Below are 24571 nucleotides of genomic sequence, written 5' to 3'. Positions count from 1 at the left end.
ATAAAGCGAGCAAGGCGTCGCCGAAGCTTGACTTATGTGCCGTGTTGGCAAATGTATTTTTAAATTATATCCAGCACAAGCGATTCAAAGACAGTCCAAGACTTCACCTTTTTTGTTCTGGTGCATAGATTTGTAGTTAAGAACTCGTCCGTTGTTTTGTCTATAAATTGCCGTGTTAACATGGTGTCCCAGTTGTAGGCATACACAATGTAACTTTCACCTAAATCAAAGTAATTACCGCAATCAGAGCCACTACCTGTGGTAGTGATGGTAACAGGCTCTTTTGACTTAAGTCCTTTATACCTGTTAAGGACTTCAAATGTGAATTCGTAGCGCCTATATTCCGCTGCATTCCCTGCCGTTGTTTGTTCTGTTGTTTTAATCTCTTTTACTTCAATGACCTTTCCCTTAAATACTGTGTCGGATTTTTTGAAATTCTTAAATATTGATACCCTGCCACATGAACAAGCTATGGCTGTATTTAGAGAGAGCGTGAGTAATAAGAGTAAAGTGAGTTTCATTTTATTATATATACCTGCCAACGGCCGCGTGCATGCGGAGCCTGAAGCGTTAGCGAAGGTTGAGCATGCATTGTGTTGGCACATGTTTTTCTATTATTTCTTCACCCAAGCACCAGATAAATCTCCGTATTCCCATTCTGCCTGCTCAATAGCATCTTCTACTGTTTCATGCAAAGTATCAGTTACTGACTCCCATTTCAAGTCACAACCAAACAAGTAGTACCCATCTTCATTATCATATTTGCAGATTGCAAGTCCAGTAGTAGGATTTACTGATTTACCAGTATGGAAGTGTTCGGTCCTTCCAGTAGCTTTTTTGCCTTCTAAGGAAGCATAGAGTATAACTCTTGCTCCACCAACTTCATCTGGTGCTGGCTTAGTCATATTTATCGTTCGTTTAGAAGTCATTCATAACTTGAAATTTGTGCCAACTACTGTGTAAACGTCACCGTGACGTTTATCCGCCATATATGCGGAGGGAGTTCTGTCTGGACATGCTCATTTTTTTGAGCCTCTCGGGAGTATGAGCACCACATAGCATATAGTTAAGCTAATATAGTTCATTTTCACAGATTGTCAAGCGGGCTTGTAATTTTATCCAGTGCGTAACTCGTCACGTGGGTGTAAATCTCCGTTGTCTTGCTGCTCCTGTGCCCGAGCAGGGTCTGGATATACCTCAAATCTGTACCCTGTTCAAGCAAATGCGTGGCAAAGGAGTGCCTGAGCGTGTGTGGGGTGGCCTTGGTCCGCACGCATGCCTTCCCCTTGGCCGCCCTGAAGACGTTGCGCAGGCTCTCCACCGTGTACTGCCCGCCGTGCTGTCCCTCAAACAGCCAGACTTTCGGCCTGTACTCTTTATAGTAGGCCCTGAGGCTCTCGAGCAGCTTCTGCGAAAGGAGGGTGGTGCGGTCCTTCTTGCCCTTGCCGCCGCGTATAACCAGCATGTTCCTGCCCGACTGTACGTCTATGATTTTCAGATTGATGACCTCGCTGATGCGTAATCCACCTGCGTAGAGCAGCTGCAGCATGCAGCGGTGCTTCAGGTTGTCAGTGGCTTGCAAAATACGTTTCACTTCTTCCTTGCTGAGCACGGCAGGTAGTCTGCTGGGCTTCTCTGGCCGCTCTATCTGGCTCAGGTCAAGCGTGTGCCGGCCTAGCACCCGGTGGAAGTAGAACTTGACGGCGTTGATCGATTGGTTGATGAGCGAGAAGGAGTACTTCTGGCTCTGCACCATCTGCCGGTGGTACTCATTTATCGCCTGCGTGCCGAAACCGTCTATCGCCTCCAGCCCCCCATCGCGATGACCGTTAAAAAATCGCAGCAGCAGGCTGTGATAGGTGCGGATGGTGTTCAAGGAGTAGTTTAACAGGTATAGCTTCTCCAAGTAGGGCAGCGGGCAGGTGATGTAACCCGAACTCTTCACGTAGGTCTGTTCCCAGAGCCTGCGCAGAACGCCCATGTCCCTGATATGCATCGTGCCCGCCAGCCATACCTGCGCCGTGCCCTGCACATCGTCGAGCAACTGGTGCAGGCTCGTGGCATCGGTGCCCACGGCAAAGCACCTCGGCTCCTGCAGCCACTGGCAGCAGGAGCTGCACTTGAGCGTTTTGTAGATCAGTTCGTTAAAGGGAAACGAGATCTGAATGAGTGTCTTCCCCTCGTGCTCGAGCGGCTGCAGTCGAATGATGGGCAGCTCGGGCAGCTTGGCCAGCGGCTCGGACTGCAGACTGCCCGAGGTGACCACCGCGCCCATGGCCGGCCTGATCCTTTTGGGCCTGTTCAGATAGCGCGCGTCCACCAGTGCCACCCCCTGAAAGTGCCTGTGCAGCAGCTCAATCGCCTCCGGCGATTTGTGCGTCACATAGCATTTGTAGGTCTTGCTGTACTTGGCCACATCGCTGTCCTTCAGCAGTTTGGTGATGCGGTGGTCCGGCTTGTACCACAGGCGGATGAACTGCTTGCCTTGGTGCTCAAGCGAATTCAGGTATAGGACGGGGGCTGTGTTGTAAGACTGCTGCATAACATCTGAAGTGAATTTCACCCAAAAGTAAACCCAGTCTTTGACTCAGTCGTTTTATGAAACGTATAAATGCGTTTATAAACGAAACTATACGTTTCATAAAACGAATGTTCCAATGGAAGAAGAGAAACAGTGCCAGCAATGTGGCATCAGAATGACCGGGCGACTGGACAAGCGCTTTTGCTCCAACCAGTGCCGGGCAAACGCCCACAACGCAGGCAGGCGCCAGAACAGCGGGGAGCAGCTCATCCTCAGCGTCAATTCCATTCTTCGCCGTAACCGCACCATTCTCAAGCAGGCCAGTCCGCAGGGGAAAACCACCACCTACCGGCAAGTGCTCCAAGTGGCCGGCTTCGACTTCCGTCACTTCACTCACCTCTATCGCACCAAGCAGGGCAACACCTACCACTTCTGCTACGACTACGGCTATTTCCTGCTGCCCGACGAGAAGGTGCTGATTGTCAACTGGAAGCCTTATATGGAGCAGAATAAGGTATAGCGCCAACCTTAGGTATAGGGCATAAAAAAACCATACCCTGTACAGGTATGGCTTTCCAATTTTTCAGGTATTCGATATAGCTCTTAAGCTTCCGGCATCAGGCGCACCACCAGCCCATCCAAGTCAGGGGTCACGCGCAACTGGCACGAAAGTCGGCTTGACCAAGTGGCATGCGGTAATGTCTCCAACATGTAGGCTTCGTCATCGCCGAGCTCAGGCAATTCACCGCTCTGCAGCACTTCCACATGGCAGGTGGCGCAAATGGCCATGCCTCCGCAAATAGCGGGTACGTCAAGCTCATTGGCCTTCATCACTTCCATCACAGAGAGGCCCATGTCGGTAGGCGCCTCTAGCGTCACGCGGCTGCCATCGGGCAACTCTACGTGAATGTTGATCGTCTCCTCCATTAGCTGAGCTCCTGTATGCCGTTCACGGTCGTGTACTTCAGCACGAACTTCTTGTCCGGATAAATAACATTGTAAGCGCTCTGGGCCATCAAAGCTGACTCATGGAAGCCGCACAAAATCAACTTGAGTTTGCCCGGGTAAGTGTTGATGTCGCCTATGGCGTATACGCCCGGTATGTTGGTGGAGTAGTCGAAGGTGTTCACCACAATGGCGCCCTTCTCCAGTTCCAGTCCCCAGTTTTCCAAAGGTCCCAGTTTCGGCACGAGTCCGAATAGCGGAATGAAGTAATCGGTCTCGATCTTATGCTCCGTCTGATTGTCGATGAGTACGGTGACAGCGTCTACTTTGCCGTTGCCCTGCACATCCGTCACGTTCGACTTCAGCAACAGCTTGATCTGTCCTTCCTCGGCTAGGGTCAGCACTTTCTCAGCCGACTCCGGCGCTCCCCTGAAGGTAGAGCCACGGTGCACAAGCGTGAGTTCCTTGGCCACACCCGCCAAGTAAATGGCCCAGTCCAGCGCGGAGTCGCCACCGCCGGCCAGTACTACTTTTTTGCTACGGAACAGTTCCGGGTCGCGCACCATGTAGGTCACACCTTTGCCCTCGAAACTTTCCAGACTTTCGATGGCCGGCTTGCGGGGCTCAAAAGAACCCAGTCCGCCCGCGATGGCCACCACCTTGCAGGCGATCTCGGTGCCTTCGGAGGTGCGCACGATAAACGAGCCGTCTTCCTGTTTCTGGAGTTCCTCCACACGCTCACCCAAGGTGAAAGTAGGGTGGAAGGGCTCGATCTGTTTCATGAGGTTGTCTACCAGCTCGCCTGCCAGAATCGACGGGAAGCCTGGTATATCGTAGATTGGTTTTTTAGGGTATATCTCTGCCAGCTGTCCGCCCACTACGGGCAGCGCGTCCACCACGTGGCAGCGCATCTTGAGCAAACCAGCCTCAAACACGGCGAACAGGCCTACAGGGCCTGCTCCCACAATGCATATATCGGTTGTTATTCTTTCCATGTATGTTGGTATGAGTCTCAAATTTGTTGCTACAAAGATACGGCCATCAGGCAAGCATCCATAGCAATTTCTGTTATTCTTCCCCTTAACAAACTAAAGGACAAAAAGGCTTCTTCTTCCTGATGTTATACTGGTTGTACCTGCTTTTCCTGCACCAGTTCCTGCAGACGCTGTGCGTTGAAAGCGGCGTGGCTGTCTATGCCGTTGCCAAGCCACACAATGCCGTGTATGGCAATCGCAAATTTCTCATAGTTTATGTGTTGGCATTAGGGTATCCCTGAGACTCCCGCCTCAGGGATTAAAGCACCACACCGCTTCCTTCTTTTCAGAATTGCGAGCGGTGTGGAGTAGTTGAAATCTAAAATGAATCCTGTTCGAGTGACGAGATACGCCGGTGCTGGATAATGCGGAAACTCTCCACTAGCTTGACCGACTCTGGGATGTCCTCGGAGAACAGCGTAATAAAGGCACCCTCCGGTGCGTACTCCAAGGCGTGGGCAAGTGCACGGGTCTCCTGATTGATCTCGGTAAGTTTCATTTCAGGTTTCACGGACATAATGCCCTGCTTGATTAGGCTGTTGATCTCCTTCCCTGATTTGCCCCGCAGATCCTTGTCCTGCCGGATGATAATCTCATCAAAGGTCTCCGCCGCAATGCGGCCGATCTCGATGGTGTCCGCCTCCAAGCGGTCGCCTATACCTGCCACAATGCCGATCTTGTAGGTAGCATGCACATTGTCAATAAAGTCGGCGATGGCCTCCATGCTGGCAATGTTGTGGGCATAGTCGATGAGCACCTCGTAGCGCGGTAGCTTGAAAAGGTTCATGCGGCCCGGCGTAGTTTCGGCGGAAGGAATGAAGGTGCGCAGCGCCGTGCGGATCTCCGCAATCTCGAAGTGGTTGATATAACCGGCCAAGGTGGCGGCCAGCACGTTCTGTATGTTAAACCGTGCGCGGCCCCCGAAGGTGAGCGGAATATCGGCCACCCGGTCTACCCGTATCTTGTAGGTGTTCTTGAAGATAGAGATATAACCGTTTTCGTACACGGCTGCGAGTCCACCTTTGCTGATGTGCTTGAGGATGCGCGGGTTCTCCTCATCCAGACTAAAGAAAGCCACTTTGCAAGATAGTCCGGTAGCCATTTCAAAAACCAAGTCATCATCGGCGTTGAGCACGGCATAGCCATTCTGGCAAACCGTGCGGGGAATGACGGCTTTCACCTCGGCCATTTCCTCCACGGTGTTGATGTCCCCCAGCCCCAAGTGGTCGGCCGACACGTTGGTAACGATGCCAATGTCGCACTGCCGAAAGGCCAGACCGGAGCGCAGCATGCCGCCTCGGGCGCACTCCAGCACGGCGTAGTTCACGGTCGGGTCTTTGAGCACAAACTCGCTGCTGTAAGCCCCCGTGGTATCGCCTTTGATGATCTTCTTGTCCTGAATGTAAATGCCGTCGGTGGTGGTATAGCCCACTTGGAAACCTTTGAATTTGAGCATGTGCGCCACCAGTCGGGTGGTGGTGGTTTTGCCGTTGGTACCCGTGATGGCCACAATAGGTATGCGGGTGGGGTTACCATGCGGGAAGAGCATGTTAATGATCGGCTCGGCCACGTTGCGCGGCAGTCCCTCGGTGGGGGAGATGTGCATGCGCAGACCGGGCGCGGCGTTCACCTCGATCACGGCCCCGCGTGTCTCAGGCAGCGGGATGGCGATGTCAGTCGTCATCACATCGATGCCGCAGACATCCAGTCCAATAATGCCGGCAATGCGCTCAGCCATAAGCACGTTGTAAGGGTGCACAATATCGGTTACATCGGTGGCGGTACCGCCCGTGCTCAGGTTGGCCGTGCTCTTCAGGTATAGCACTTCGCTCTCAGGCAGCACCGACTGCAGGGTCAGCCCTTTTTCTTTGAGGAGGCCCCGGGTGTGCTTGTCTATTTTGATGTGGGTGAGCGCTTTTTCGTGGCCAATGCCGCGGCGAGGGTCTTTGTTAACCTCTTTCACCAGTTGCTGTATGGTCGAGATGCCGTTGCCGGTGACCATGGCCGGTGTGCGCTTGGCCGCCGCGATAAACTTTCCGTCAATCACCAGCAGACGATAATCCGCGCCAGTGATAAATTGCTCTACCATGACCTGTTTAGAGTAGCGATGGGCTTCCCCCAAAGCCCTGTGGGCTTCTTTCCAAGTATGGATATTGACCGTGGCACCCTTGCCCTGATTACCGTCCAGCGGTTTGACTACTATCGGGTAGCCTAGCTCTTCAATGGCTTCTTCCAACTCCTCGGCATTAGTCACGATGCTGCCGCGCGGCACAGGCACGCCGGCATCGTCGAGAATGAGCTTGGTGGCGTTTTTGTTGCCTGCGTTCTCTACGGCAAAAAAAGAGGTGCGGCAGGTCATGGCCGCCTGTATGTGTTTCTGGTGTATGCCATAGCCCAGCTGAATGAGGCCACTGCGGTGGTTGTTGATGTAGGGGATGCCCCGGATCACGGCCTCAGACACAATGGCTTCGGTGCTCGGCCCGAAGTACTCATCCTCGCGGATCTGGTGCAGCTTGGCGATGTCCTGCAAAATGCTTGGTTTTTTGCCTTTGGATAACAGTTCGGTGATGCGCACAGCGGCATGGGCGGCATACTCACCTGCGCGCTCCTGCTGGTAAGAGAACACCACATAGTCTACGCCCGGTGCGGGGCCGGCGTAGCGTCTGCCGTAGCCGCTGTTCATGCCGGCGATTGTTTGTAGCTCGAGGGCGATGTGCTGCACCACTTTGCTGAAGGTAGTTCCCTCGCGCACCAGCCTGAAAAATCCGCCGGGCGTGCCCTTCGAGGAGCGGTGCTCATACATGCCCGGGAATAGCTTCTCTAGCCGCTCCGGGAACTGCGGCACTTCATTGGTAAGAACGTCCTGCAAATTCTCCAGATCGAGTTTCAGGACAATGATTTTTGGATGCTTGATGGACCAGTAGTTCGGCCCGCGCATGATCCTTAATTCAAGTATTTTCATTTGCTTTCTAGCTTCTTTCTAGGGTCTCCTGAACACAGTATCGGTGCTTGCAAAGTGGCAGTAGCGCATAGGTGCCCAATTTTTGTAGGCTGGTTCCGGGGACCATGCTTAGAATAGTACGGATTGGATGCGCAATGGGAGATTCTTCAAGAAGAAAAAAAAGCATGGACTTGCCTGCCAAAGTGGTAAAAGGTGATTTGTGGCGATAGGGTTAATTACGGCTTTTGTGCGGATGGCCTTGGAGGCTCCGTTAAAACAAAAACCCACAGCCACAGCTTTCGTTTAATAAATGCAGCTTCCGTCTAATAATATATCCAATATATTCTATAATAAATAAAATAATAAGCTATGGCAAGAGACTATCAGGATAACTACGGCCAGAGGGGATATCGCTCACATGACCGTGACCGTTCACAGGAGCATGAGGGCGGCTTTTTTGACCGTATTGGCAATAAAATAAGTCATGCGTGGGAACGTGTAACCGGAGATGAGGAAGAAGATGAGCGCTACAGAAGAGAACGTTCGCAAGGCAGAGACCGAGGCCAGTCCCGCTACCCAAGCTCCGGAAACTATGACCGTGGAGGTTACGGTTCCTCTTCTTATGGATCAAGTGCATCAGGCGATTACAACCAAGGCTCCCGTTATGGCAGCCGAGGCGATTCTTATGGCCGCGGCTCCGGCTATGGGCAGTCACAGTTAGGCCACTACAGTCCGCAGCGAGGGCAGGGCAGTAGCTATAGTAGCGGGCGCGGCGGCTCGCCTTACGGTGCAGGATCGAGTGGCTCTGATTATGGTTCTTCCGGATCTGAGTATGGCTCCTCTGGCAGGTCGTCATCTTACGGCGGCTCCCAGCGCGACTACGGTATGGGCAGTTCACAGGGTGGCTACGGCGATTCTTCAGGCTACGGATCTTCTTCGCAAAGCGACTACGGGCGCAGTTCCATGGGCTTCCCGCGTGGCTCTGACTACGGCAGCGGTGGCTCCGGCTCGATGGGCGGCGGCTACTTTGGCAGTGGCGGCGGCCCTTTCAGTGGCGGACAGTTCCGCGACACCGGCTCTTCGGGCTACCGCTCGCAGAGAGGTTCCCAAAGTGGCTATGGCAGTTCTGACTACGACTACTCGCGCCGCGAACAGCGCCGCCGAGGGGAGTCGGGCAGTAGCTTCCGTGGCGACTACGATAGATAAGAAAGTATATTTTGCACGAAAAAGGGGCCGCTTTAAGCGGCCCCTTTTTTTTTATTTTGCTACCATCTGACGTGCATCTTCCACGGAGTCAGCCGACTTTATGAGCCGGTCGAGCCCCAAAATCTCAAACACGTTGCGGATCTTAGGTTGCATGTTCACCATCACCATTTCCATCTCCTTCAAGTTACAGGCCTGAAAAGCGGCCAGCAGCACGCCCAAACCAGCAGAGGAGATGTAAACCAACTCACTGCAGTCAACCAGCACAAATCCCGAAGAGTTGGCGATGGCTTCTTCCAGTGCGTTGTCGGCATACACAGAGGAACTGGCATCGAGCTCTCCTTTGAACCGCAGCACTGTTCCCTTACCGAGCGTATCTGTCTTAACGCTAAATGATTTCATTTATAGTCTGGTGTTTTTTTCTCTTTTTAATTATACCCACACAGTAGTTCTGCACGGTATTGTACTGTTCTGCCTAAATACGAATCTAACGCAAGTCAGGCTGTATTTAGGGTTGTTACTTCCTGTCAAAGCTACGTGCCGTACCACCGTTGCGCTTGTTCCAAAGGGTAAGTATATGGATAATTAGCCATCCAACCGCAGAGGTAAATACGTATAGCCTTTGGGTTTAAATACTTAATTTTTAATAAGAATTCAAAATTAAATTAAATGTCGGTCGCTACCGATTGTACATTCAGTTATTTATGATGAAAATTGTCAGGGGTTGACGCTGTACTTGGTTTCAAACCCTATGACGGATGCTCCTATACTGACCTTCTTGACGAAACATCTAGCTTTTTCCAGAATCCCTGTTAAATCAACGAAGGTTTTTTTGAATCAAACTTAAGAGATGATAGACCTAGTAATCACTGATGACCATCAAATAGTGCGCGATGGGTTAAAGGCCCTGCTACAGGACCAAAACAATGTGCGGGTAGTAGGTGAGGCCGCTAGCGGCAGTGAACTGATTGATTTGCTTCCTAACATTCATGCCGATATTGTGCTCATGGACATCAGCATGCCAGGCATGGATGGTTTTGATACTGCTGCCTATGTACTGCAGCATTATCCTGACCTGAAGGTAGTGGTGCTCTCCATGCTGAGCCATGAAAAGTACGTGAACCGCATGATGGACCTCGGGGCTTCAGGCTACATCCTTAAAAACGCCGGTAAAGACGAGCTTTGCTGCGCCCTTCAGCTTGTCGCCCATGGCTGCCGCTACATCAGCCCGGATGTGACGATGGACCTTTTACAAAAAGTGCATGCGCAGCCCAGTGTACCAGTCACGGCAGTCGACGAGGAACAGCGCGAACTTTCCAAACGCGAACTGGAAGTACTGGCGCTCATAGGCGAAGGCTTCACCAATGCCGAAATCGCAGAAAGACTCTTTACAAGCAAGCGCACCATCGAAACACATCGCCAGAACCTACTCGACAAAACCAAAGCCCGCAACACCGCCATGCTCATGAAATACGCGCTGCAGCGCGGACTTATTTCCTGATTCTTGCGCTCAGGTTTTTCTTTTGTAGGTAGAGGCTAAACGAGCGCAAGCCTCCGAGTTGATGCCAATTCGAGCCCTTACTTCTCCGGTTTTTATTTGTTTTGCGTATCTTCAGGAAACCAATGTGACCCGAACAACTTATGCAAAAAAACCGGACTGTGGCACGGCTTCTCTTTGCCGAAGAAATAGACATGGGTGGTTTGCCTATCCGGCAGGCATTGCCCTCTGCCCAAGTAGAGCAGCACGATCCTTTTCTACTGCTGCACCACCACATCACCACCATACCGCAGTCTGACTATCCTTACAAACTCGGCGTGGACCCACACCCGCACCGGGGCTTTTCGCCGGTCACGTTTGTATACCAAGGTGCCGTGCACCACCGCGACTCCCGCGGTAACGACAGCGTGGTATACGCCGGTGGTACACAGTGGATGAACGCCGGCAGGGGCATTGTGCACAGCGAGCGGCCGCCCCACGACATGCAGGAGCAAGGCGGTGTGCAGGAAATCGTGCAGTTGTGGGTGAACACCCCGAAGGCAAACAAAATGGACCAGCCTGCTTATTTCCCGCTGCAGGCGGAAGACACACCCACTACGAGCGAAGACAATGAACGGGTGCAAGTAGCTGTTGTGACGGGCGTGTACAAGGAGATGCAAGGTCCTGTCCGCACGCCGAGCCCTGTGCTGGCGCTCCGCATTACCTTAAAGGCGGGCGGCACATGCGCTATACCTATACCTGCCAACTACAATGCCTTTTTATACCTGTTGGACGGGCAGATTATGCTCGAAGGCTACGGTTTAGTTGAAGGCCTGAACATGGCGCTCCTGAACCACGATGGTGAGGGCTGTACATTGACGGCCAGAGAGGACACACGCCTCTTGCTGGTGGCGGGCGAACCGTTGGAAGAGCCGCTCGCCATGCACGGTCCCTTCGTGATGAACACCCAGACCGAGGTGATGCAAGCTATGCGCGACTACCAGATGGGCAAGATGGGGATGCTGTTTGAGTAACTTTGAGTAATTGGCGTTTACCAAGGCAGACCGTTCAAATCAATATACCTAGGCGCTAAGCTGGCATTGTGTCCATTGGTCAGCAGCATAACATTTGAGTCATATTCCTCTCGGCCATTTGGCTGGTCATATACTAATTGGCATTCCACTGTATACCATCCCAATCGTTCATAAAAGGGTACTAGGGCATCAGCACAGAGTAACAGCCCCAATTCGGCATGCAGGTGTTCGAAAAGAAACGTGCTCGTTTCACGTAGCACCCGACTGGAGTATCCTTTACCCCGATGCGCGGCAGGGGTGATTACATTGTTAATGCCTGCTACGCTGCGGCGCTGGCCGTCCATGATGACTTCCCGCACTATGATGTTGCAGAAGGTGGCGACTTCACCACCCGCCTCTAATAACACCGTCCAGTCTGGTTTGGCCCAAATCTGCTGCTGCACAAAAGGAACATGCCCAAATTCTTCTGCTATAAATTCATTCAACTCCCGAGAGAGTTCGGGAGAAAGCGCGTGATAAGGTATAAACTGTATCATTAATGTGTAGAAGGGTAAAGCTTATGTCCCGCAAATTATGAATTTCAGCCTATACTGAATAGACTGAGTTTGCTTAAATCCCACCATTTCCTCAAACATAAATCGAAGAGTTTACCGGGAGTAGCCTAGCCTACATTGCCGATGCTGGAAAACGTGACTGCACACTAGTGTCATAACATGGATTGTAGGTATGATTTTTTGAAGGCTTGGTATTCTAAAAAATGATGGATAAAGCAGGTTTTTTCTGTTTGAAATGCCACAGCTTGTTTTTAAAGTATAATTTTTTTGATGAGGTGACTTCGTAATATCTTCTTATTAACCGACGCCATTTTTCTAATACTATTCAAAACCAACGGCATTGCTAGCTAGAATGCCGCTCTCTTTACTTTAAAACACCTTATGTAACACTTTTAACTTTCCTGATTTATGAGAAAATTTCTAGCCGCTGTTGTGCTCTGCCTTTTGGCTGTCAGCCAAGTTTTTGCACAGGCCTATGTCGACAGTAAACTCAAGAGTGCTATTACCGATAAGACCAAATTGGTGCAGGTAGTTGTAACTTTCAAAGGTGATGGTGCTCCTTCACTTCTCGATCTCTCCACCCTTACTCAGGCCGGTATCACCCAAGGCCTCACGCTTAAATCCCTTCCCATCGCCGGTGTGCTCGCCACGGGCTTGCAGGTAGACCTCCTCGCCAAGAGCTCCCGCGTACTCTCCCTTTACCTGAACGAATCACTGCAATACGAAAACAACTCCGGCACCGCGCTTACCGGTGTAGATAAGTTGCGCAAAGACCCGCTCTTTACCAGTCGTAACGGCGGGTTTCCTGTTTCCGGCAAAGGCGTTGGCATTGTCGTGAACGACAGCGGCGTGGACGGCACGCACCCTGACCTGCAGTTCGGCAAAAACCTGAAGCAGAACGTGACGGCCGCTACGAACCTCAATGCCGTTTCTTCTATTCTGCCCTACCTGATTTTGGAGAACGTGCCCAACACCGACGCAACGGGCGGTCATGGCACGCACGTGGCAGGTATAGTGGGCGGTACCGGACAGGCCTCGCAAGGTTTGTATGAGGGCGTGGCTCCGGGCGCTGATTTGATCGGCTATGGCTCCGGTGCGGCTTTGCTCTTGCTGGACGTGCTTTCCGGTTTCGACTACGCCATTACCAATCAGGCGCGCTACAACATCCGCGTGATTACCAACTCTTTTGGCACAACCAGCGACACCGGCACTGAAGTGAACCCGGCTGACCCGATCACGCTGGCCACTAAGCGTTGCGTGGATCGCAACATCGTGGTAGTGTTCTCGGCGGGTAACTCCGGTCCGGGCTCCGGCACCATGACCGGGCAGTACAAAAAAGCCCCATGGGTGATTGCGGTGGCCGCTGGCGACAAGTCCGGTCGATTGGCTGATTTCTCTTCGCGCGGCATCAAAAACAAAGGCGGTTCTTTCTCGCTCGACGGCAAAACCTTTACATGGGAAGACCGTCCGACAGTGACTTCTCCGGGCGTGGACATTATTGCGACCCGCGCCATTTCACCTACTTCATCGCTTTCCATCGATAAGGATGCCACCGAACTGGACCCGGCGCATGTGGCCTACTACACGCACATGAGCGGTACCTCCATGGCTGCCCCGCATGTGGCCGGTATTGTAGCTTTGCTCTTAGAGGCCAACCCAACCCTCACACCTTACCAAGTGAAGGAAATTTTGCAGCAAACCGCCACCAACATTCCGAACCGTGAGAAGTGGGAGGTAGGAGCCGGTTACGTGAACGCCTACGCCGCTGTGGATAGAGTCTATCGCGCATCTGCTCCCTATGGCTCGACGCTGAACATGAACCGCACCTTCCGGAGCAACGTGAATGCCAACAACGTAACGGATAACTTCACCATCGATTATAATCCGGCTACAACGGCTACCAACGATTATACCTTCGATGTGACAGCGGGTACGACCTCCATCGAAGCCAAGATCAGAACGCAGGGTGTTGCCGGCGAGACAGGCAATCCGGTGAACCTGTCCCTGATCTCACCATCAGGTGCCGAAACACGCTCCGGTATACCAGTGCTGTTTGCGATGAGCTACGACCGTGGCGTGGCGGTGGCCTCCCCAGAGCCGGGTACTTGGACAGTGCGCATTTCCGGTTTGAATGGAGCCGCATTCCCCGAGCAGATTAGCGGGGTGGTGAATAGGATGACCGCCGCCGGTACTTCCGGCCTTGATGATATCGTGGGCCACCCGGCGGAGGCCTCCATTATGATGGCTGTAAGCTCTCGTCTTGTAGACGGTTTGAATGGAAGCTATAAGCCGGATGAGCTGTTGAAGCGCATCGACATGGCCGATTACCTGATGATGGGCGAGGGTATACGCCAGTACCTGCCAGTAGATGGTTCCTATACCCTGACCGACGTGAAAGAACGCAACCTGATCGCAGAATCGGTAACTGCCCGTGGTGCTGCCCTGCGCGACCAAAAACATATACAGAACAGTATCATGCTAGCCGCTTCGCCGGGCAAGTTTAACCCGAACGGCAAAGTGAACCGCGCCGAGGTGGCCTATTCGTTGGTGCAGGCGCTTGGCTTGCAGGAGTATGCGCTACAACGCAATGGCAAAACGCCTACCGTGGAATATAATGGCAAGAGTTATCCTATCGAGGACGCCGCTACTATTCCTACCGGACTGGAGGGCTACGTGAGTGTGGCCTTGGAATTGAACATGATCAACGCCTACTTCACCGCCACACAAGGGCCGTATGATCTGGAGCCAGTGCTGCATGCCAGTTTCAAGCCGCTACAAGATGTGACCCGCGCCGACTTTGCCGTGATCATTACCCGCACGCACGGTCTATGGAACAGTGGAGAGCAACCGCTTGCCGCTGAGAGCACCTCCAATCTGGTGATCTCAGAAGAAGGCAAACTGGTGAGCTACCCGAACCCGTTCTCAGAGTCAACCACCATCCGCTACGCAGTAGAGCAGGACGGTCCGGTGCTGGTGGAGGTGTTCGACATCCTTGGCCAGAAAGTGCGCACGCTGGTATCGGAAAGCAAAACAGCCGGCAACCACAGCGTAGACTTTAGAGCGGAAAACCTGCCGGCCGGTACCTACATCTACAAAGTAGAGGCTGGCAACAAAGTATACTCCAACAAAATGCTGTTGGCTAAATAAGCTAAGCCAAAGTACATTTTACATGGAAGGCCCTCCCTCACAGGTGGGCCTTTTTCATGAAGATAGTTGCGGCGCTAAAATAAACCGTATCACTTTGAGCCTGTTGTCAGTATATTGTACTTAGTCTTTTTTGAGGGACGGAAGCGAGAACTAAATCAGGACGGGCAAGACTAATTAAATTGAAAAGCAGGCTGCCTGTCAGATTTGTATGTAACTTGGAGAATAGGTATAGATTTTCTGGATTTCTTGTACTATGTAGGTCCGGGGATTAGTTTTACCTTATAAATAGATGATGTGACAGCGTTTGCCAGAAGCAGCCTGTGAGAACAAAATAAATTAGCATTTAAATATGACAGTATACAATAAGTGGTATCATCCCTACGAGATAAATGAGAAGTATCAGAAACGCGTAGCTTACTTCAGCATGGAGTTCGGCATCCATCAGGCACTCAAAACCTATTCGGGTGGTTTGGGCTTCTTAGCGGGTTCGCACATGCGCAGCGCGCACGATCTGCGACAGAACATGATCGGTATCGGCATACTCTGGAAATACGGCTACTACGACCAGACCCGAAATGATGACCAAACCATGAGGGTGCAGTTTCAGAAGAAATACTATACCTACCTCGAGGATTCAGGCATCACGGTAACCGTGAACGTGAACGGCCACCCGGTAAAGGTGAAAGCCTTAGTGTTGCGCCCCGAAGTGTTCGGCACAGTGCCGATGTATTTCCTGACCACCAACATACCGGAGAATGACCACCTTGCCCGTACTATCACCTATCATCTATACGACAAGGAACCTTCTACCCGCATCGCGCAGAGCATTGTGCTGGGTATAGCCGGTGCCAAAGTAGTAGAGGAACTGGGAGGGGCCGACATCTACCACATGAACGAGGGGCACGCCCTGCCACTCGCCTTTTACCTGCGCGAAAAGTTTGGCAATGTGGAGGATATGCGCAAGCGGATTGTATTCACGACGCACACGCCGGAAAAAGCCGGAAACGAAGTGCACGACATCCACCTGCTCAACAACATGTCTTTCTTTAACACCTCCTCTCTGGAAGAGGCCCGCCACATGACCGGCATGCACGGCAATTTCTTCGACTATACCTTGGCTGCGCTCCGCATTGCCAAAATAGCCAACGGGGTGTCGCAACTGCACGGCGAAGTGGCCCGCGATATGTGGTATGAGAACGACAATGTGTGCGAGATCAAGGCGATCACCAACGCCCAGAATGCCCGTTTCTGGATGGACAACAGCATGCGACAGGCCTTGGAGCGCGATGATAATCAGGCCTTGATACAGCGCAAGGCGGAAATGAAGCAGGAGTTATTTGAGCTTGTGGCCGACCAGACGGGTAAACTCTTCCGAAAGGATGTACTTACTATTGTGTGGGCGCGCCGTTTCGCCGCCTACAAACGGGCCGACCTCCTGGTGCACGATATTGAGCGCTTCTTTGACATGATCTCTAACAAGTCACAGCCCGTGCAGGTGATCTGGGCCGGCAAGCCTTATCCATTTGATGAGGGTGCTGTGAGTGTGTTTAACAGTTTGGTCCATCTATCTTATCATCGTAAGAACTTCGCGGTGCTGACGGGTTATGAGATCGGCCTGTCGAAGAAGTTGAAGCACGGAGCTGATGTGTGGCTCAATACCCCGCGTCGTCCGCGTGAAGCCTCCGGAACAAGCGGTATGACCGCTGCCATGAACGGTGCCGTGAACCTCTCGGTACTCGACGGCTGGCTGCCTGAGTTTGCACGCCACGGAGAAAACAGCTTTGTGCTACCAGTAGTTGACACCAGCCTGCCTGATTCGATGCAGGATGAGATTGACCACAAAAACCTGATGAGCATACTGGAAAACGAAGTGATTCCGACTTACTACAATGACCGGAATAAGTGGATGAACATCGTAAAGCAAGGCATGCGCGATGTGGTGCCGCATTTCGATTCCGACCGTATGGCGCATCAGTATTATGAGATGCTGTATTAACACAGGTATAGTAACAAAAAGAGCTGCCCTATTACGGGGCAGCTCTTTTTGTTTGTTAATGGCTTGGCCTAGTTGGCTTGTCTGCCAAAGCGGCTTCCGAAGAAATCGCCCGCTTTCCAGTTGGGTCTTTCCGTTGCATTTGCCACTTGGTAGCTGATCAGGAAGTTCAGTTGCACGTACTTTTTGCCAGCGTTATAATCGAATGTGTTGTTAAAGTTATCCTGCGGCTTGTGGTAGTGGATGGCGCGCCACTGTTCTACTTGCTTGTTCAAGTTGTTTTGTCCGTCTTTAGTCTTGTTGCCATACTTGATGTGCAGGGCGGGTATACCTTGCATCACGAAGCTGTACTGGTCGCTGCGTATAAAGCGCATTTGCTCTGGCTCTGGGTCTTCTTCCACGGTCATACCCAAATGCTGTGCGGCGGCAGCTACTTCGTTTTCTAATGTAGAGTGGTTTGAGCCTAAACCTACCACTGAAAGCAGCGGCGCGATGATGGTAGGCATGTCGGTGTTGATGTTGGCCACGATCTGCTCTACCGGAACTGTTGGGTAGCGGGCGAAATAAGCGGAACCCAGCAGGCCCATTTCCTCGGCGGTCACCATTACAAACAGCACGGATCGCTTCGGTTTTTCCTTCAGCCTGGAGTAGATTTTACCGATCTCGAGCACACTGGCTACGCCGGAGGCATTGTCGTGGGCACCGTTATAGATGGAATCACCGTTCACGGCACGGCCTACGCCCACGTGGTCGAGGTGGGCGCTGTGCACCACGTACTCGTTTTGCAGTTGCGGATCAGCACCGGTGATCTTGCCTATCACGTTGTGGCTTTCAAAATCTTTGTAGCTGGAGGTATAGCTGGTGCGCAGGGTATGGGTGAGCGGGGTAGAGGCAGGCTTGCCTTGTTTCAGTTGCTCTCCAAGCTTGGCCACTTCCAGACCTGTGCCCTTCAAAAGCTGTTCGAATGTGGCGGCATTGATGTTAGCCAGCACACGAATCTTATCAGATACATAATTGCGTGACACGGCTACTTTCCCATTCGGGTCCATCACGCTGTACGTACCGCGTTCTAGGTTTGCAACGCCAGCCTTTGGGTTGTCAGTTGCCACGATCACGCCCACGGCGCCTTTCTCGGCAGCGATCTTCAGCACCGTCATCATGTCGCGGCTGTAGGCCGACACAGTAGAAGGAAAGCTGGTCGGAGCGCCGCGCATCACCACCACAATTTTACCGGTCACATCTATACCTGCATAGTCGTCATAGCCTAAGTCAGGTGCGCTGATGCCGTAGCCGGCGAAAACAAGCGGTGCCTCCATACTCACCTCAGGTTCCTCGGCATGCGGGTATACCGAGAAATCCTTGTTGTAAGTCAGTTGCAGCTCAGTGCCCATAGAGTCGGCGAGCACCATGCTGGCTTCTTTACCGGGAAATGACTGGCGCAGGCGCACGAGTTGGAGATAGGTGCCGTTCTCGCCGCCGGGCTCAATGCCAGCCTTTTGATAATGCTCTACCACATAGTCTACGGCCATTTGGTAACCTTCGGTACCGGGCTTACGGCCCAACAGGCGGTCGTCAGCGAGGTACTTGATGTGGGCCTTTACATCATTCGGCTTTACTTTTTTAAGCGATTTTTCGACTGGTTTGTCGAGCGCTAGCGACTGGGCAAAGGCACTTCCTTGTAGCAAAAGACCACAGGAAAGGGCTAGGAACAAAAGGCGTTTCATTCGGATCAGATTGGTTGTTTCACCAAATATAAGGGAAATGCGGCACAGCGCCTAAGCCTATACCTGCCCTTAAAGTATAGAAGGGCAGGTATAAACTCAATTTCTGCGATTTTTCCGATGCTCGATTCTACGCAGTATAAACGTCAGCACTGTGAGGAACAACAGAAAAAGAATAAGGCTCAGCATCTTCATGCTTACACTAATGGCGGTTAAAGGGTGAGAGAAAAGCTTATCAGCTATTCGGCGCTCGCCTCTTCCTGATGCACAAGGTAGCTGGTCAGTTTGTCCCACTGCAGCCCTTGAAACCCGGCCCATCCGCCTTCGGCTATCAGGGTGTTCAGCATTGAACGGTCTCCGGACTCTTCTCCTTGGTTATTGATGTACTCATTCTTGCCGATCTCAGAACCAATCAGTTTGGTGTCCTGCACCTCCACCCTGAAGGTACTGGTGGCCTCGTCGGTGAAAAAATGCTCCGTTACTTCTTCTTCGTCAGCCGGTGGATTAGGCTTGCTGCTGGGCTGCACCGTAAATTCGGCCATGTTTTCGGTTGTTTTGATGTTGTTGACCTGCACCCAGTTTTCTACCTCAGCGCCGGGAAGCGTTATCTTCAGGTAATAGCCAGTTTCGGGCACCTCCGCTGTTGTTTTTCTTCCACGGTCATCGTACAGCTCGAAGGTAGAGTTGATGCCTTCTAGATTTGACCATAAATTCACGTTGAATAGTTTCTTTTTCGATTCCTCAAAAGCCGTCCGCGCACTGGCCACATCCGGGTAGTCCTGTTCGTTCTGGTACAGCTTGTCTTTGGACTCGTCGCCCTTCAGTACATTGATTTCTTCTTTTACTTTATCGACTATTTTCTTGATGCCCATAATTTTTCGTTTTGTTGGTGTGTAATTGAATTACTGATTTCTTGAGAGTTAAATCTACTTCCCCACATTACCTTCCTTTTTCGAGGGCCCTTACCTCCATAGCAGGAAGTGGAGTTATGGGTAACAATTAACTTACCCCTAAACTCCCCGAAGAAGTAGAACCGAAAGTTCTCGTAAAATGGTCCCTTTGAGGGGACCGCAGGGGTGTTAAGCTTTTGCGGAAGTCTTACACCAAAAGCTAACACCCTACTAGTTTCCCTTGAAGGAAAGTTTGGGAACGATTCAGACAGGTCGCGACCTGTCCCTGCATTTTTACACCCATTTGGTTTTCCTTCGCTCTTTCGGATTTATCCATCCGAAAGCACACTGTTGCGGGTCTCCCGACCCGCACGTCCCTTCTATAGGTATACGGGGATTAGGACTTCCTCTACCACTTGCTTTGGGACTGATAAACCCCGGAGAGCGACTAAAGCTATACCTAAACCCGCCTATACCATACGCACAAACAGGAATGACGGTATGGGCTATACTTGTTAAAACTTCCTTATACCTGCAACTAGAAGTTAGCCCAAAAAAAGCCCCTCCACCAAAGGCAGAAGGGCTTGTCAGTAAAGGGTGTATGTATAATGAGCGTTACGCTCTGAGTTCAGCTTTTGGGTTTAGCTGAATTTAGCTTATGAGCGCACTTGTTTTGCAGGTGCTTCCTCTTCGATCAGTGGTGTCACGTCCTCATCCTCTTCCAAAGACCAGCCTGTTCTTAGGCCGATGATGAACCAAGCCAAGGCCAGCACACCACCCGCGAAAATCGTGTCACCGATCACACGCAGCCAGCGCAGGATGTTCATAGTGTCGGTCTGCATGAACTCCATGGAACGGGCGTACCACAAACCGTGCTCCACGCTAGCCCAAGTCTGCATCAGACCGATTGGCAGCACACTGATCAGCACCATCAGGATCAGGCCGATGTTGATAGACCAGAAGGCGAAGCTGATCACACCGTCTTTCCAACGACGACGGGCAGACAGGCCCTTGAGTACAAACAGCATCAGACCGATACCCAGCATACCGTATACCCCGAACAGGGCGGTGTGAGCGTGCACTGGTGTGGTGTTCAATCCCTGCATGTAGTAGAGCGCTATCGGCGGATTGATCACGAAACCGAATACACCCGCACCTACGAGGTTCCAGAAAGCCACGGCCACGAAGGAGTAGATCGGCCACTTGTAGGCTTTGATCCACTGTGTGAGTTTGCTGATTTGAAGATTGTGGTAGGCTTCGAAGCCGATCAATACCAATGGCACTACTTCGAGCGCACTAAAAGTTGCACCCAAGGCCATCACCGCAGTAGGCGTACCGCTGAAGTATAAGTGGTGGAAAGTACCAAGTATACCGCCGAACAGGAAGATGATGGTGGAGAACAGCACGGTAGTAGTGGCGATTTTGGTGTCGAGCAGGCCCATGCGCACAAACAGGAAGGCAATTACCACGGTAGCGAACACTTCGAAGAAGCCCTCAACCCACAGGTGCACTACCCACCAGCGCCAGTACTCGGCAATGGCGAGATTAGTGTGCTGTCCCCACATCATGCCAGCGGCGTAGAATAAGGCAATGGCAGCTGAAGAGATGAGGAACATACCCAGCAGGTGACGTCCTTCCACATCGTTTTTGAAGGCAGGCAGAATCGCGCGCACCATCAAGGCCAGCCACAGGAACAAGCCTACCAACAGGAATATCTGCCAGAAGCGACCTAAGTCCACATACTCGTACCCTTGGTGACCGAACCAGAAGTTCTCTGTATAGCCCAGTTTCTGCATAATGCCATACCACTGACCGGCCAGTGAGCCCGCCACTATGATGAGCAAGCAGACGAAGAGGAAGTTCACGCCCAGTTTCTGGAATTTAGGTTCGTGACCCGACACGGCAGGCGCTATGTAGAGACCAGTTGCCAGCCAAGAGGTGGCGATCCAGAAGATGGCCAGCTGCACGTGCCATGTGCGGGTGATGGAGTAGGGAAGGTACTCAGCTAATGGGAAACCGTAAAGCGCCTGTCCTTCTACGCCGTAGTGCGCCGAGACGACCCCGAGCGTGACCTGGACGAGAATAAGGGCAGTCACAATCCAGAAGTACTTCAAAGTGGCCTTCATGGAAGGAGTAGCCGTCAAACCCAACAATGGATCCTGCTTCGGCAGCTTGGAGTGGTCAATTTCCTCTTCACGGTTAGAGGCATAGTAGTAGGCCAGCATACCTACACCCGCAATCAGGATGATCACAGAGAAGCCTGTCCAGATGATGAGGTCGGAGCTTGGCTCATTGGCAACCAGTTTCTCGGCGGGCCAGTTGTTGGTGTAAGTGATCTTCTTGCCCGGACGCTCGGTCACGCAAGCCCACGAAGTCCAGAAGAAGAAGGTGTTGAGCTTCTCCATGCGCACCGGGTCCTCCACGGTGTTGTCTTTCATGGCGTAAGCGTCGCGGTGCTTGGCCAGCGCCGGGTCGTTCATGAACAGGCCGGTGTAGTGCTTGCCAACTTCTGCAATGGCCTCGGCACGCAGGTCCGACACGGTCAAGATGCCTGTCTCCGGGTCGTAGGTATTGGCGCGGATCTGCTTCTGCAGACGGGCTTCCAGCATCGCTTTTGTCTCTTCGTCCAGGTCATCATAGAGCACGCCCTTTTCCTGTTGCGCCCAGTAGTCGAGGAAGTACATTGCTTCCTTGTGCAACCAGTCGGCACTCCAGTCAGGTGCTATGTAAGCACCGTGGCCCCATACCGAGCCCAACTGTTGGCCGCCTGTCGACTGCCATACGTTCTGTCCGTCTTTAATATCATCTTCGGTAAAGAGGACCTTTCCGGAAGTAGTGACCACCTTGACAGGTATGGGTGGTGCCTCTCTGTAAATCTCGATACCGTAGTACCCGAGAACGGCGAAGGAGCCGACTATCACGGCAATAAATCCCAGCCATAGGTTTCTGTATTTCATAAAAAGTAAAGGTTTGAATGGTTATAGTTGAATTAGAGTTGAAAATTAGTTGCTGGGATCAGGGCCATGATCTTTAGAACATGTAAGTGAGGTTCACCATGCTGCGGCGGTTGCCTTCGGTGTGGTGGTGCGCCTCGGTGCTGCTAACAGGCAATTGTATTGTACCGCCCACCGCAATATTTTTCACATACACGCTCAGGCCCAAGTTGGTGAAGAAAGAATCACCGCCTTTCTGCAGGTTGGGAGCACCCTCGTATTGATCGCCTTCGGCATGCTCGTAATACATGCCTGCGCTTGGCAGTAGCGAGATGCCTTTCACATTCTGCCAGTAAAACAGGTTAGATGAAGCGCTGACACGGTTGCCGAAGCGGTAGCCGTTGCTGTTCTCGGTGTTAAAGCGGTAGGTAACATCGTTGCTCAGGCCCAATTGTTTGTAGCGGATGGTATAGATACCGTTTGCGAGGTAGTCGGTGCTGCCTGTGCCGGGTTGCATGTTAGGCGCCAGCTGCTCTCCCTGCTCTTGGTTACGAAAGGCGCCTGTGGCGAGCTTCACGCCACCACCCACCTGCAGCGTGTGCTTCAGGTCGCGGTCCATCCGGTCGCCAGTGTTGATAAGCGAATAATTGGCCATCAAGGTCACATCCCCAAAGCCTCTGCTTTTGATGGCATGGTGACCGCCGCTCTGTTCATTGAGTATGTAGGGCACAAAAGCGAAGACCTGCACATTCTTGACCGGCACAAAACGGCCCCACAGCTCGGCAGTGGCAAAATGTTCGTCCGTTACCTGCAAATGGGTACCGTGTGTAGCGGTGGTGGTGTAGGAGCGCGTGGTATAGCGAAGCCCCACAAAGTTTTTATGGAATTGAGGCAAAATGCCCATATAACTTCCGCCCATGGTGCAGCCTTTGTCACAGGCTTGGCTGCTGAAGTTGATCGATAAGAGGGCGATGATTGTTAAGAAAATCTTTTTCATGACTAGTTCTCTTTAAAATTTAGAATAAAAGGAGGGAGCCGAAGTGGCACCGGGATCGGGAACTAAGCGATGAGGCGTGGGGGATGGAAAATGGAAAAATCAGGTGTGGTATAGAGGCCTGCCCGGTATAGGGAGTGGCCGATTGTTTCGCTTTGAGGTACGGCAGTCGCTACAGGAAGCAGCTCTGCATTAAATGCGATCATGTCGATCGTGCTTTGCTGCTGGCGTTGCGATTGCTTTTCGCGCTCCGAGTCTTTTTTCAGCTCTTTGCGGAGGTGGCATTTACCCTGACAGTCAGAGTCAGGTATAAACCTGTTTTCGCACAACTCGCTGGCGACGTACGCTTTGTTGAGCTGGTATACCATCAAGATACCCTGCTTGCTCAAGGGCTGCAGCAGCACACACAGCACACACAGTATAACAGCAAGCCGTTTCATGGCATCTTCTTTTCTTTTGGTATGGAACTGCTGCAAAGGTCATACAGAGGCGTGGCGTGAAAAATGACATAGATCATTAATAAAAGAGATTAAGGTCTTCTATTATGTGGTATGGCTGGGGTAGTTTTGTACATGATGAAAGCGGTAAGACGCACCACTCCTTATACACGCTTATATATAGAGACATGAAAGAAGCAGATAAGTCACAGCAACCCAGCGGCTCCATCCACGAAGAGAGCGGAAAAGCTTTATTCACCACTGACCTTCCAGCCTTGGCGCTTGAGTTGAAAGGGGAGGAGAGTTGGCAGAAGAGCGGGCGAGGGTCCAGAACAATCTTTAAGTCCGAATCAATGCGCATCCTGCTGAACGTGATGCAGGCAGGCTCCGAAATAAAGCCGCATCAAGCGCCGGGCCCCATCAGTGTTCATGTGATTGAAGGCCGAATCAGATTCAACACAGAGGCAGAAGCTGTAGTGCTTACCAAAGGGCAGTTGCTGACGCTGCAGGAGCACGTGAGACACAGCGTAGAGGCGCTTGAGGAAACAACCTTTCTGCTGACTGTATCACCACTCGCATCTAAAGCCTAGGAATAGCGCCAAGTCTCAAAATATTTGAAGCTGCACAGGGACTTTGAAAATGCAAAAGCAAAAAAGATGACAAATGTCACTAATAAAAGAGATTAAGGTCTTTTATTTCGGAGAGTAGTCCACCTACCTTTGAATTGTAAATGAAAGCCAAAAGAGA

General features: G+C 51.9%; 21 protein-coding genes. 8 read left to right on the top strand and 13 right to left on the bottom strand.

Translation table 11 applies throughout. The features are described from left to right. Window positions 1–59: 59 nt before the first annotated feature. From Q1A04_RS03995 to Q1A04_RS03985, 3 genes are all read right to left on the bottom strand, one after another. The gene (locus Q1A04_RS03995) at window positions 60–521 is read right to left on the bottom strand and encodes a hypothetical protein (RefSeq protein ID WP_299701530.1); all 462 of its coding nucleotides are present in this window, start codon (window positions 519–521) and stop codon (window positions 60–62) included. A gap of 93 nt (window positions 522–614) precedes the next feature. Next, the gene (locus Q1A04_RS03990; RefSeq protein WP_299701527.1) at window positions 615–905 is read right to left on the bottom strand and encodes a hypothetical protein; all 291 of its coding nucleotides are present in this window, start codon (window positions 903–905) and stop codon (window positions 615–617) included. 182 nt (window positions 906–1087) lie between these two features. Then, window positions 1088–2542 carry a tyrosine-type recombinase/integrase gene (locus Q1A04_RS03985; RefSeq protein ID WP_299701524.1) on the bottom strand — a complete coding sequence of 485 codons (1455 nt, stop codon included), beginning with the start codon at window positions 2540–2542 and terminating at the stop codon, window positions 1088–1090. A gap of 115 nt (window positions 2543–2657) precedes the next feature. Here Q1A04_RS03985 and Q1A04_RS03980 point away from each other — a divergent pair, with 115 nt between their 5' ends. Then, entirely contained in the window at window positions 2658–3041 is a 384-nt protein-coding gene (locus Q1A04_RS03980; RefSeq protein ID WP_299701521.1) for a hypothetical protein, read from the top strand. A gap of 83 nt (window positions 3042–3124) precedes the next feature. Here Q1A04_RS03980 and Q1A04_RS03975 read toward each other — a convergent pair whose 3' ends face one another. Both Q1A04_RS03975 and Q1A04_RS03970 read right to left on the bottom strand, forming a co-directional pair. Beyond that, window positions 3125–3448: a 2Fe-2S iron-sulfur cluster-binding protein gene (locus Q1A04_RS03975; RefSeq protein WP_299701518.1), complete on the bottom strand. Its 324-nt coding sequence runs from the start codon at window positions 3446–3448 to the stop codon at window positions 3125–3127. After that, window positions 3448–4461, bottom strand: coding sequence for an NAD(P)/FAD-dependent oxidoreductase (locus tag Q1A04_RS03970; RefSeq protein ID WP_299701515.1), 1014 nt, complete (start codon window positions 4459–4461; stop codon window positions 3448–3450). Before Q1A04_RS03970 ends, Q1A04_RS03975 begins: the two co-directional genes overlap by 1 nt. A 122-nt stretch (window positions 4462–4583) precedes the next feature. Between Q1A04_RS03970 and Q1A04_RS03965 the strand changes: the two genes are divergently transcribed. Further along, entirely contained in the window at window positions 4584–4742 is a 159-nt protein-coding gene (locus Q1A04_RS03965) for a hypothetical protein (RefSeq protein ID WP_299701512.1), read from the top strand. A gap of 77 nt (window positions 4743–4819) precedes the next feature. Here Q1A04_RS03965 and cphA read toward each other — a convergent pair whose 3' ends face one another. Then, window positions 4820–7462 carry a cyanophycin synthetase gene (gene cphA, locus Q1A04_RS03960; protein ID WP_299701510.1) on the bottom strand — a complete coding sequence of 881 codons (2643 nt, stop codon included), beginning with the start codon at window positions 7460–7462 and terminating at the stop codon, window positions 4820–4822. A 348-nt stretch (window positions 7463–7810) separates the two neighbouring features. On the opposite strand from cphA, the gene Q1A04_RS03955 reads away from it, so the two are divergent. Then, the gene (locus Q1A04_RS03955) at window positions 7811–8647 is read left to right on the top strand and encodes a hypothetical protein (RefSeq protein ID WP_299701507.1); all 837 of its coding nucleotides are present in this window, start codon (window positions 7811–7813) and stop codon (window positions 8645–8647) included. A 51-nt stretch (window positions 8648–8698) separates the two neighbouring features. Here the strand turns inward: Q1A04_RS03955 and Q1A04_RS03950 are convergent, their stop codons facing one another. Then, a complete protein-coding gene (locus Q1A04_RS03950; RefSeq protein WP_299701504.1) occupies window positions 8699–9046 on the bottom strand; it encodes an STAS domain-containing protein in 348 nt (115 codons plus the stop codon). 448 nt (window positions 9047–9494) lie between these two features. On the opposite strand from Q1A04_RS03950, the gene Q1A04_RS03945 reads away from it, so the two are divergent. Together Q1A04_RS03945 and Q1A04_RS03940 are read left to right on the top strand one after the other, a co-directional pair. Further along, the gene (locus Q1A04_RS03945; protein WP_299701501.1) at window positions 9495–10145 is read left to right on the top strand and encodes a response regulator transcription factor; all 651 of its coding nucleotides are present in this window, start codon (window positions 9495–9497) and stop codon (window positions 10143–10145) included. Window positions 10146–10303: 158 nt separating this feature from the next. After that, complete coding sequence (locus Q1A04_RS03940; protein WP_299701498.1) at window positions 10304–11155, top strand: pirin family protein; 852 nt, start codon at window positions 10304–10306, stop codon at window positions 11153–11155. A gap of 17 nt (window positions 11156–11172) precedes the next feature. Here the strand turns inward: Q1A04_RS03940 and Q1A04_RS03935 are convergent, their stop codons facing one another. Further along, the gene (locus Q1A04_RS03935) at window positions 11173–11691 is read right to left on the bottom strand and encodes a GNAT family N-acetyltransferase (RefSeq protein WP_299701495.1); all 519 of its coding nucleotides are present in this window, start codon (window positions 11689–11691) and stop codon (window positions 11173–11175) included. 426 nt (window positions 11692–12117) lie between these two features. Here Q1A04_RS03935 and Q1A04_RS03930 point away from each other — a divergent pair, with 426 nt between their 5' ends. Beyond that, the gene (locus Q1A04_RS03930; protein WP_299701491.1) at window positions 12118–14856 is read left to right on the top strand and encodes a S8/S53 family peptidase; all 2739 of its coding nucleotides are present in this window, start codon (window positions 12118–12120) and stop codon (window positions 14854–14856) included. 349 nt (window positions 14857–15205) lie between these two features. Further along, window positions 15206–16852, top strand: coding sequence for an alpha-glucan family phosphorylase (gene glgP / locus Q1A04_RS03925; RefSeq protein WP_299701488.1), 1647 nt, complete (start codon window positions 15206–15208; stop codon window positions 16850–16852). 68 nt (window positions 16853–16920) lie between these two features. Here glgP and Q1A04_RS03920 read toward each other — a convergent pair whose 3' ends face one another. The 5 genes from Q1A04_RS03920 to Q1A04_RS03900 form a co-directional block, all read right to left on the bottom strand. Then, window positions 16921–18573: a M28 family peptidase gene (locus tag Q1A04_RS03920; protein ID WP_299701485.1), complete on the bottom strand. Its 1653-nt coding sequence runs from the start codon at window positions 18571–18573 to the stop codon at window positions 16921–16923. A gap of 236 nt (window positions 18574–18809) precedes the next feature. Next, window positions 18810–19442: a hypothetical protein gene (locus tag Q1A04_RS03915; RefSeq protein WP_299701482.1), complete on the bottom strand. Its 633-nt coding sequence runs from the start codon at window positions 19440–19442 to the stop codon at window positions 18810–18812. A gap of 674 nt (window positions 19443–20116) precedes the next feature. Further along, the gene (locus Q1A04_RS03910) at window positions 20117–22417 is read right to left on the bottom strand and encodes a nitric-oxide reductase large subunit (RefSeq protein WP_299701479.1); all 2301 of its coding nucleotides are present in this window, start codon (window positions 22415–22417) and stop codon (window positions 20117–20119) included. A 73-nt stretch (window positions 22418–22490) separates the two neighbouring features. Continuing rightward, window positions 22491–23390, bottom strand: a complete 900-nt coding sequence (locus tag Q1A04_RS03905) for a hypothetical protein (RefSeq protein WP_299701476.1) — start codon at window positions 23388–23390, stop codon at window positions 22491–22493. A gap of 62 nt (window positions 23391–23452) precedes the next feature. After that, entirely contained in the window at window positions 23453–23827 is a 375-nt protein-coding gene (locus tag Q1A04_RS03900) for a hypothetical protein (RefSeq protein ID WP_299701473.1), read from the bottom strand. A 185-nt stretch (window positions 23828–24012) separates the two neighbouring features. Between Q1A04_RS03900 and Q1A04_RS03895 the strand changes: the two genes are divergently transcribed. Further along, window positions 24013–24414, top strand: a complete 402-nt coding sequence (locus tag Q1A04_RS03895) for a cupin domain-containing protein (RefSeq protein ID WP_299701471.1) — start codon at window positions 24013–24015, stop codon at window positions 24412–24414. Window positions 24415–24571 lie beyond the last annotated feature (157 nt).

It is taken from the genome of uncultured Pontibacter sp., from assembly GCF_947499215.1.
GTDB lineage: Bacteria > Bacteroidota > Bacteroidia > Cytophagales > Hymenobacteraceae > Pontibacter.
The sequence above is the reverse complement of the archived record's forward strand: the minus strand, read 5'-3'. Positions and strand labels throughout refer to the sequence as shown.

Coding starts and splice junctions, on each gene's coding strand:
- Q1A04_RS03935 (WP_299701495.1), bottom strand. CDS start 11,691: ATGATACAGTTTATACCTTATCACGCGCTTTCTCCCGAACTCTCTCGG.
- Q1A04_RS03975 (WP_299701518.1), bottom strand. CDS start 3,448: ATGGAGGAGACGATCAACATTCACGTAGAGTTGCCCGATGGCAGCCGC.
- cphA (WP_299701510.1), bottom strand. CDS start 7,462: ATGAAAATACTTGAATTAAGGATCATGCGCGGGCCGAACTACTGGTCC.
- Q1A04_RS03895 (WP_299701471.1), top strand. CDS start 24,013: ATGAAAGAAGCAGATAAGTCACAGCAACCCAGCGGCTCCATCCACGAA.
- Q1A04_RS03945 (WP_299701501.1), top strand. CDS start 9,495: ATGATAGACCTAGTAATCACTGATGACCATCAAATAGTGCGCGATGGG.
- Q1A04_RS03990 (WP_299701527.1), bottom strand. CDS start 905: ATGACTAAGCCAGCACCAGATGAAGTTGGTGGAGCAAGAGTTATACTC.
- Q1A04_RS03920 (WP_299701485.1), bottom strand. CDS start 18,573: ATGAAACGCCTTTTGTTCCTAGCCCTTTCCTGTGGTCTTTTGCTACAA.
- Q1A04_RS03965 (WP_299701512.1), top strand. CDS start 4,584: ATGTTATACTGGTTGTACCTGCTTTTCCTGCACCAGTTCCTGCAGACG.
- Q1A04_RS03950 (WP_299701504.1), bottom strand. CDS start 9,046: ATGAAATCATTTAGCGTTAAGACAGATACGCTCGGTAAGGGAACAGTG.
- Q1A04_RS03995 (WP_299701530.1), bottom strand. CDS start 521: ATGAAACTCACTTTACTCTTATTACTCACGCTCTCTCTAAATACAGCC.
- Q1A04_RS03910 (WP_299701479.1), bottom strand. CDS start 22,417: ATGAAATACAGAAACCTATGGCTGGGATTTATTGCCGTGATAGTCGGC.
- Q1A04_RS03915 (WP_299701482.1), bottom strand. CDS start 19,442: ATGGGCATCAAGAAAATAGTCGATAAAGTAAAAGAAGAAATCAATGTA.
- Q1A04_RS03970 (WP_299701515.1), bottom strand. CDS start 4,461: ATGGAAAGAATAACAACCGATATATGCATTGTGGGAGCAGGCCCTGTA.
- Q1A04_RS03955 (WP_299701507.1), top strand. CDS start 7,811: ATGGCAAGAGACTATCAGGATAACTACGGCCAGAGGGGATATCGCTCA.
- Q1A04_RS03930 (WP_299701491.1), top strand. CDS start 12,118: ATGAGAAAATTTCTAGCCGCTGTTGTGCTCTGCCTTTTGGCTGTCAGC.
- Q1A04_RS03985 (WP_299701524.1), bottom strand. CDS start 2,542: ATGCAGCAGTCTTACAACACAGCCCCCGTCCTATACCTGAATTCGCTT.
- Q1A04_RS03905 (WP_299701476.1), bottom strand. CDS start 23,390: ATGAAAAAGATTTTCTTAACAATCATCGCCCTCTTATCGATCAACTTC.
- Q1A04_RS03900 (WP_299701473.1), bottom strand. CDS start 23,827: ATGAAACGGCTTGCTGTTATACTGTGTGTGCTGTGTGTGCTGCTGCAG.
- glgP (WP_299701488.1), top strand. CDS start 15,206: ATGACAGTATACAATAAGTGGTATCATCCCTACGAGATAAATGAGAAG.
- Q1A04_RS03980 (WP_299701521.1), top strand. CDS start 2,658: ATGGAAGAAGAGAAACAGTGCCAGCAATGTGGCATCAGAATGACCGGG.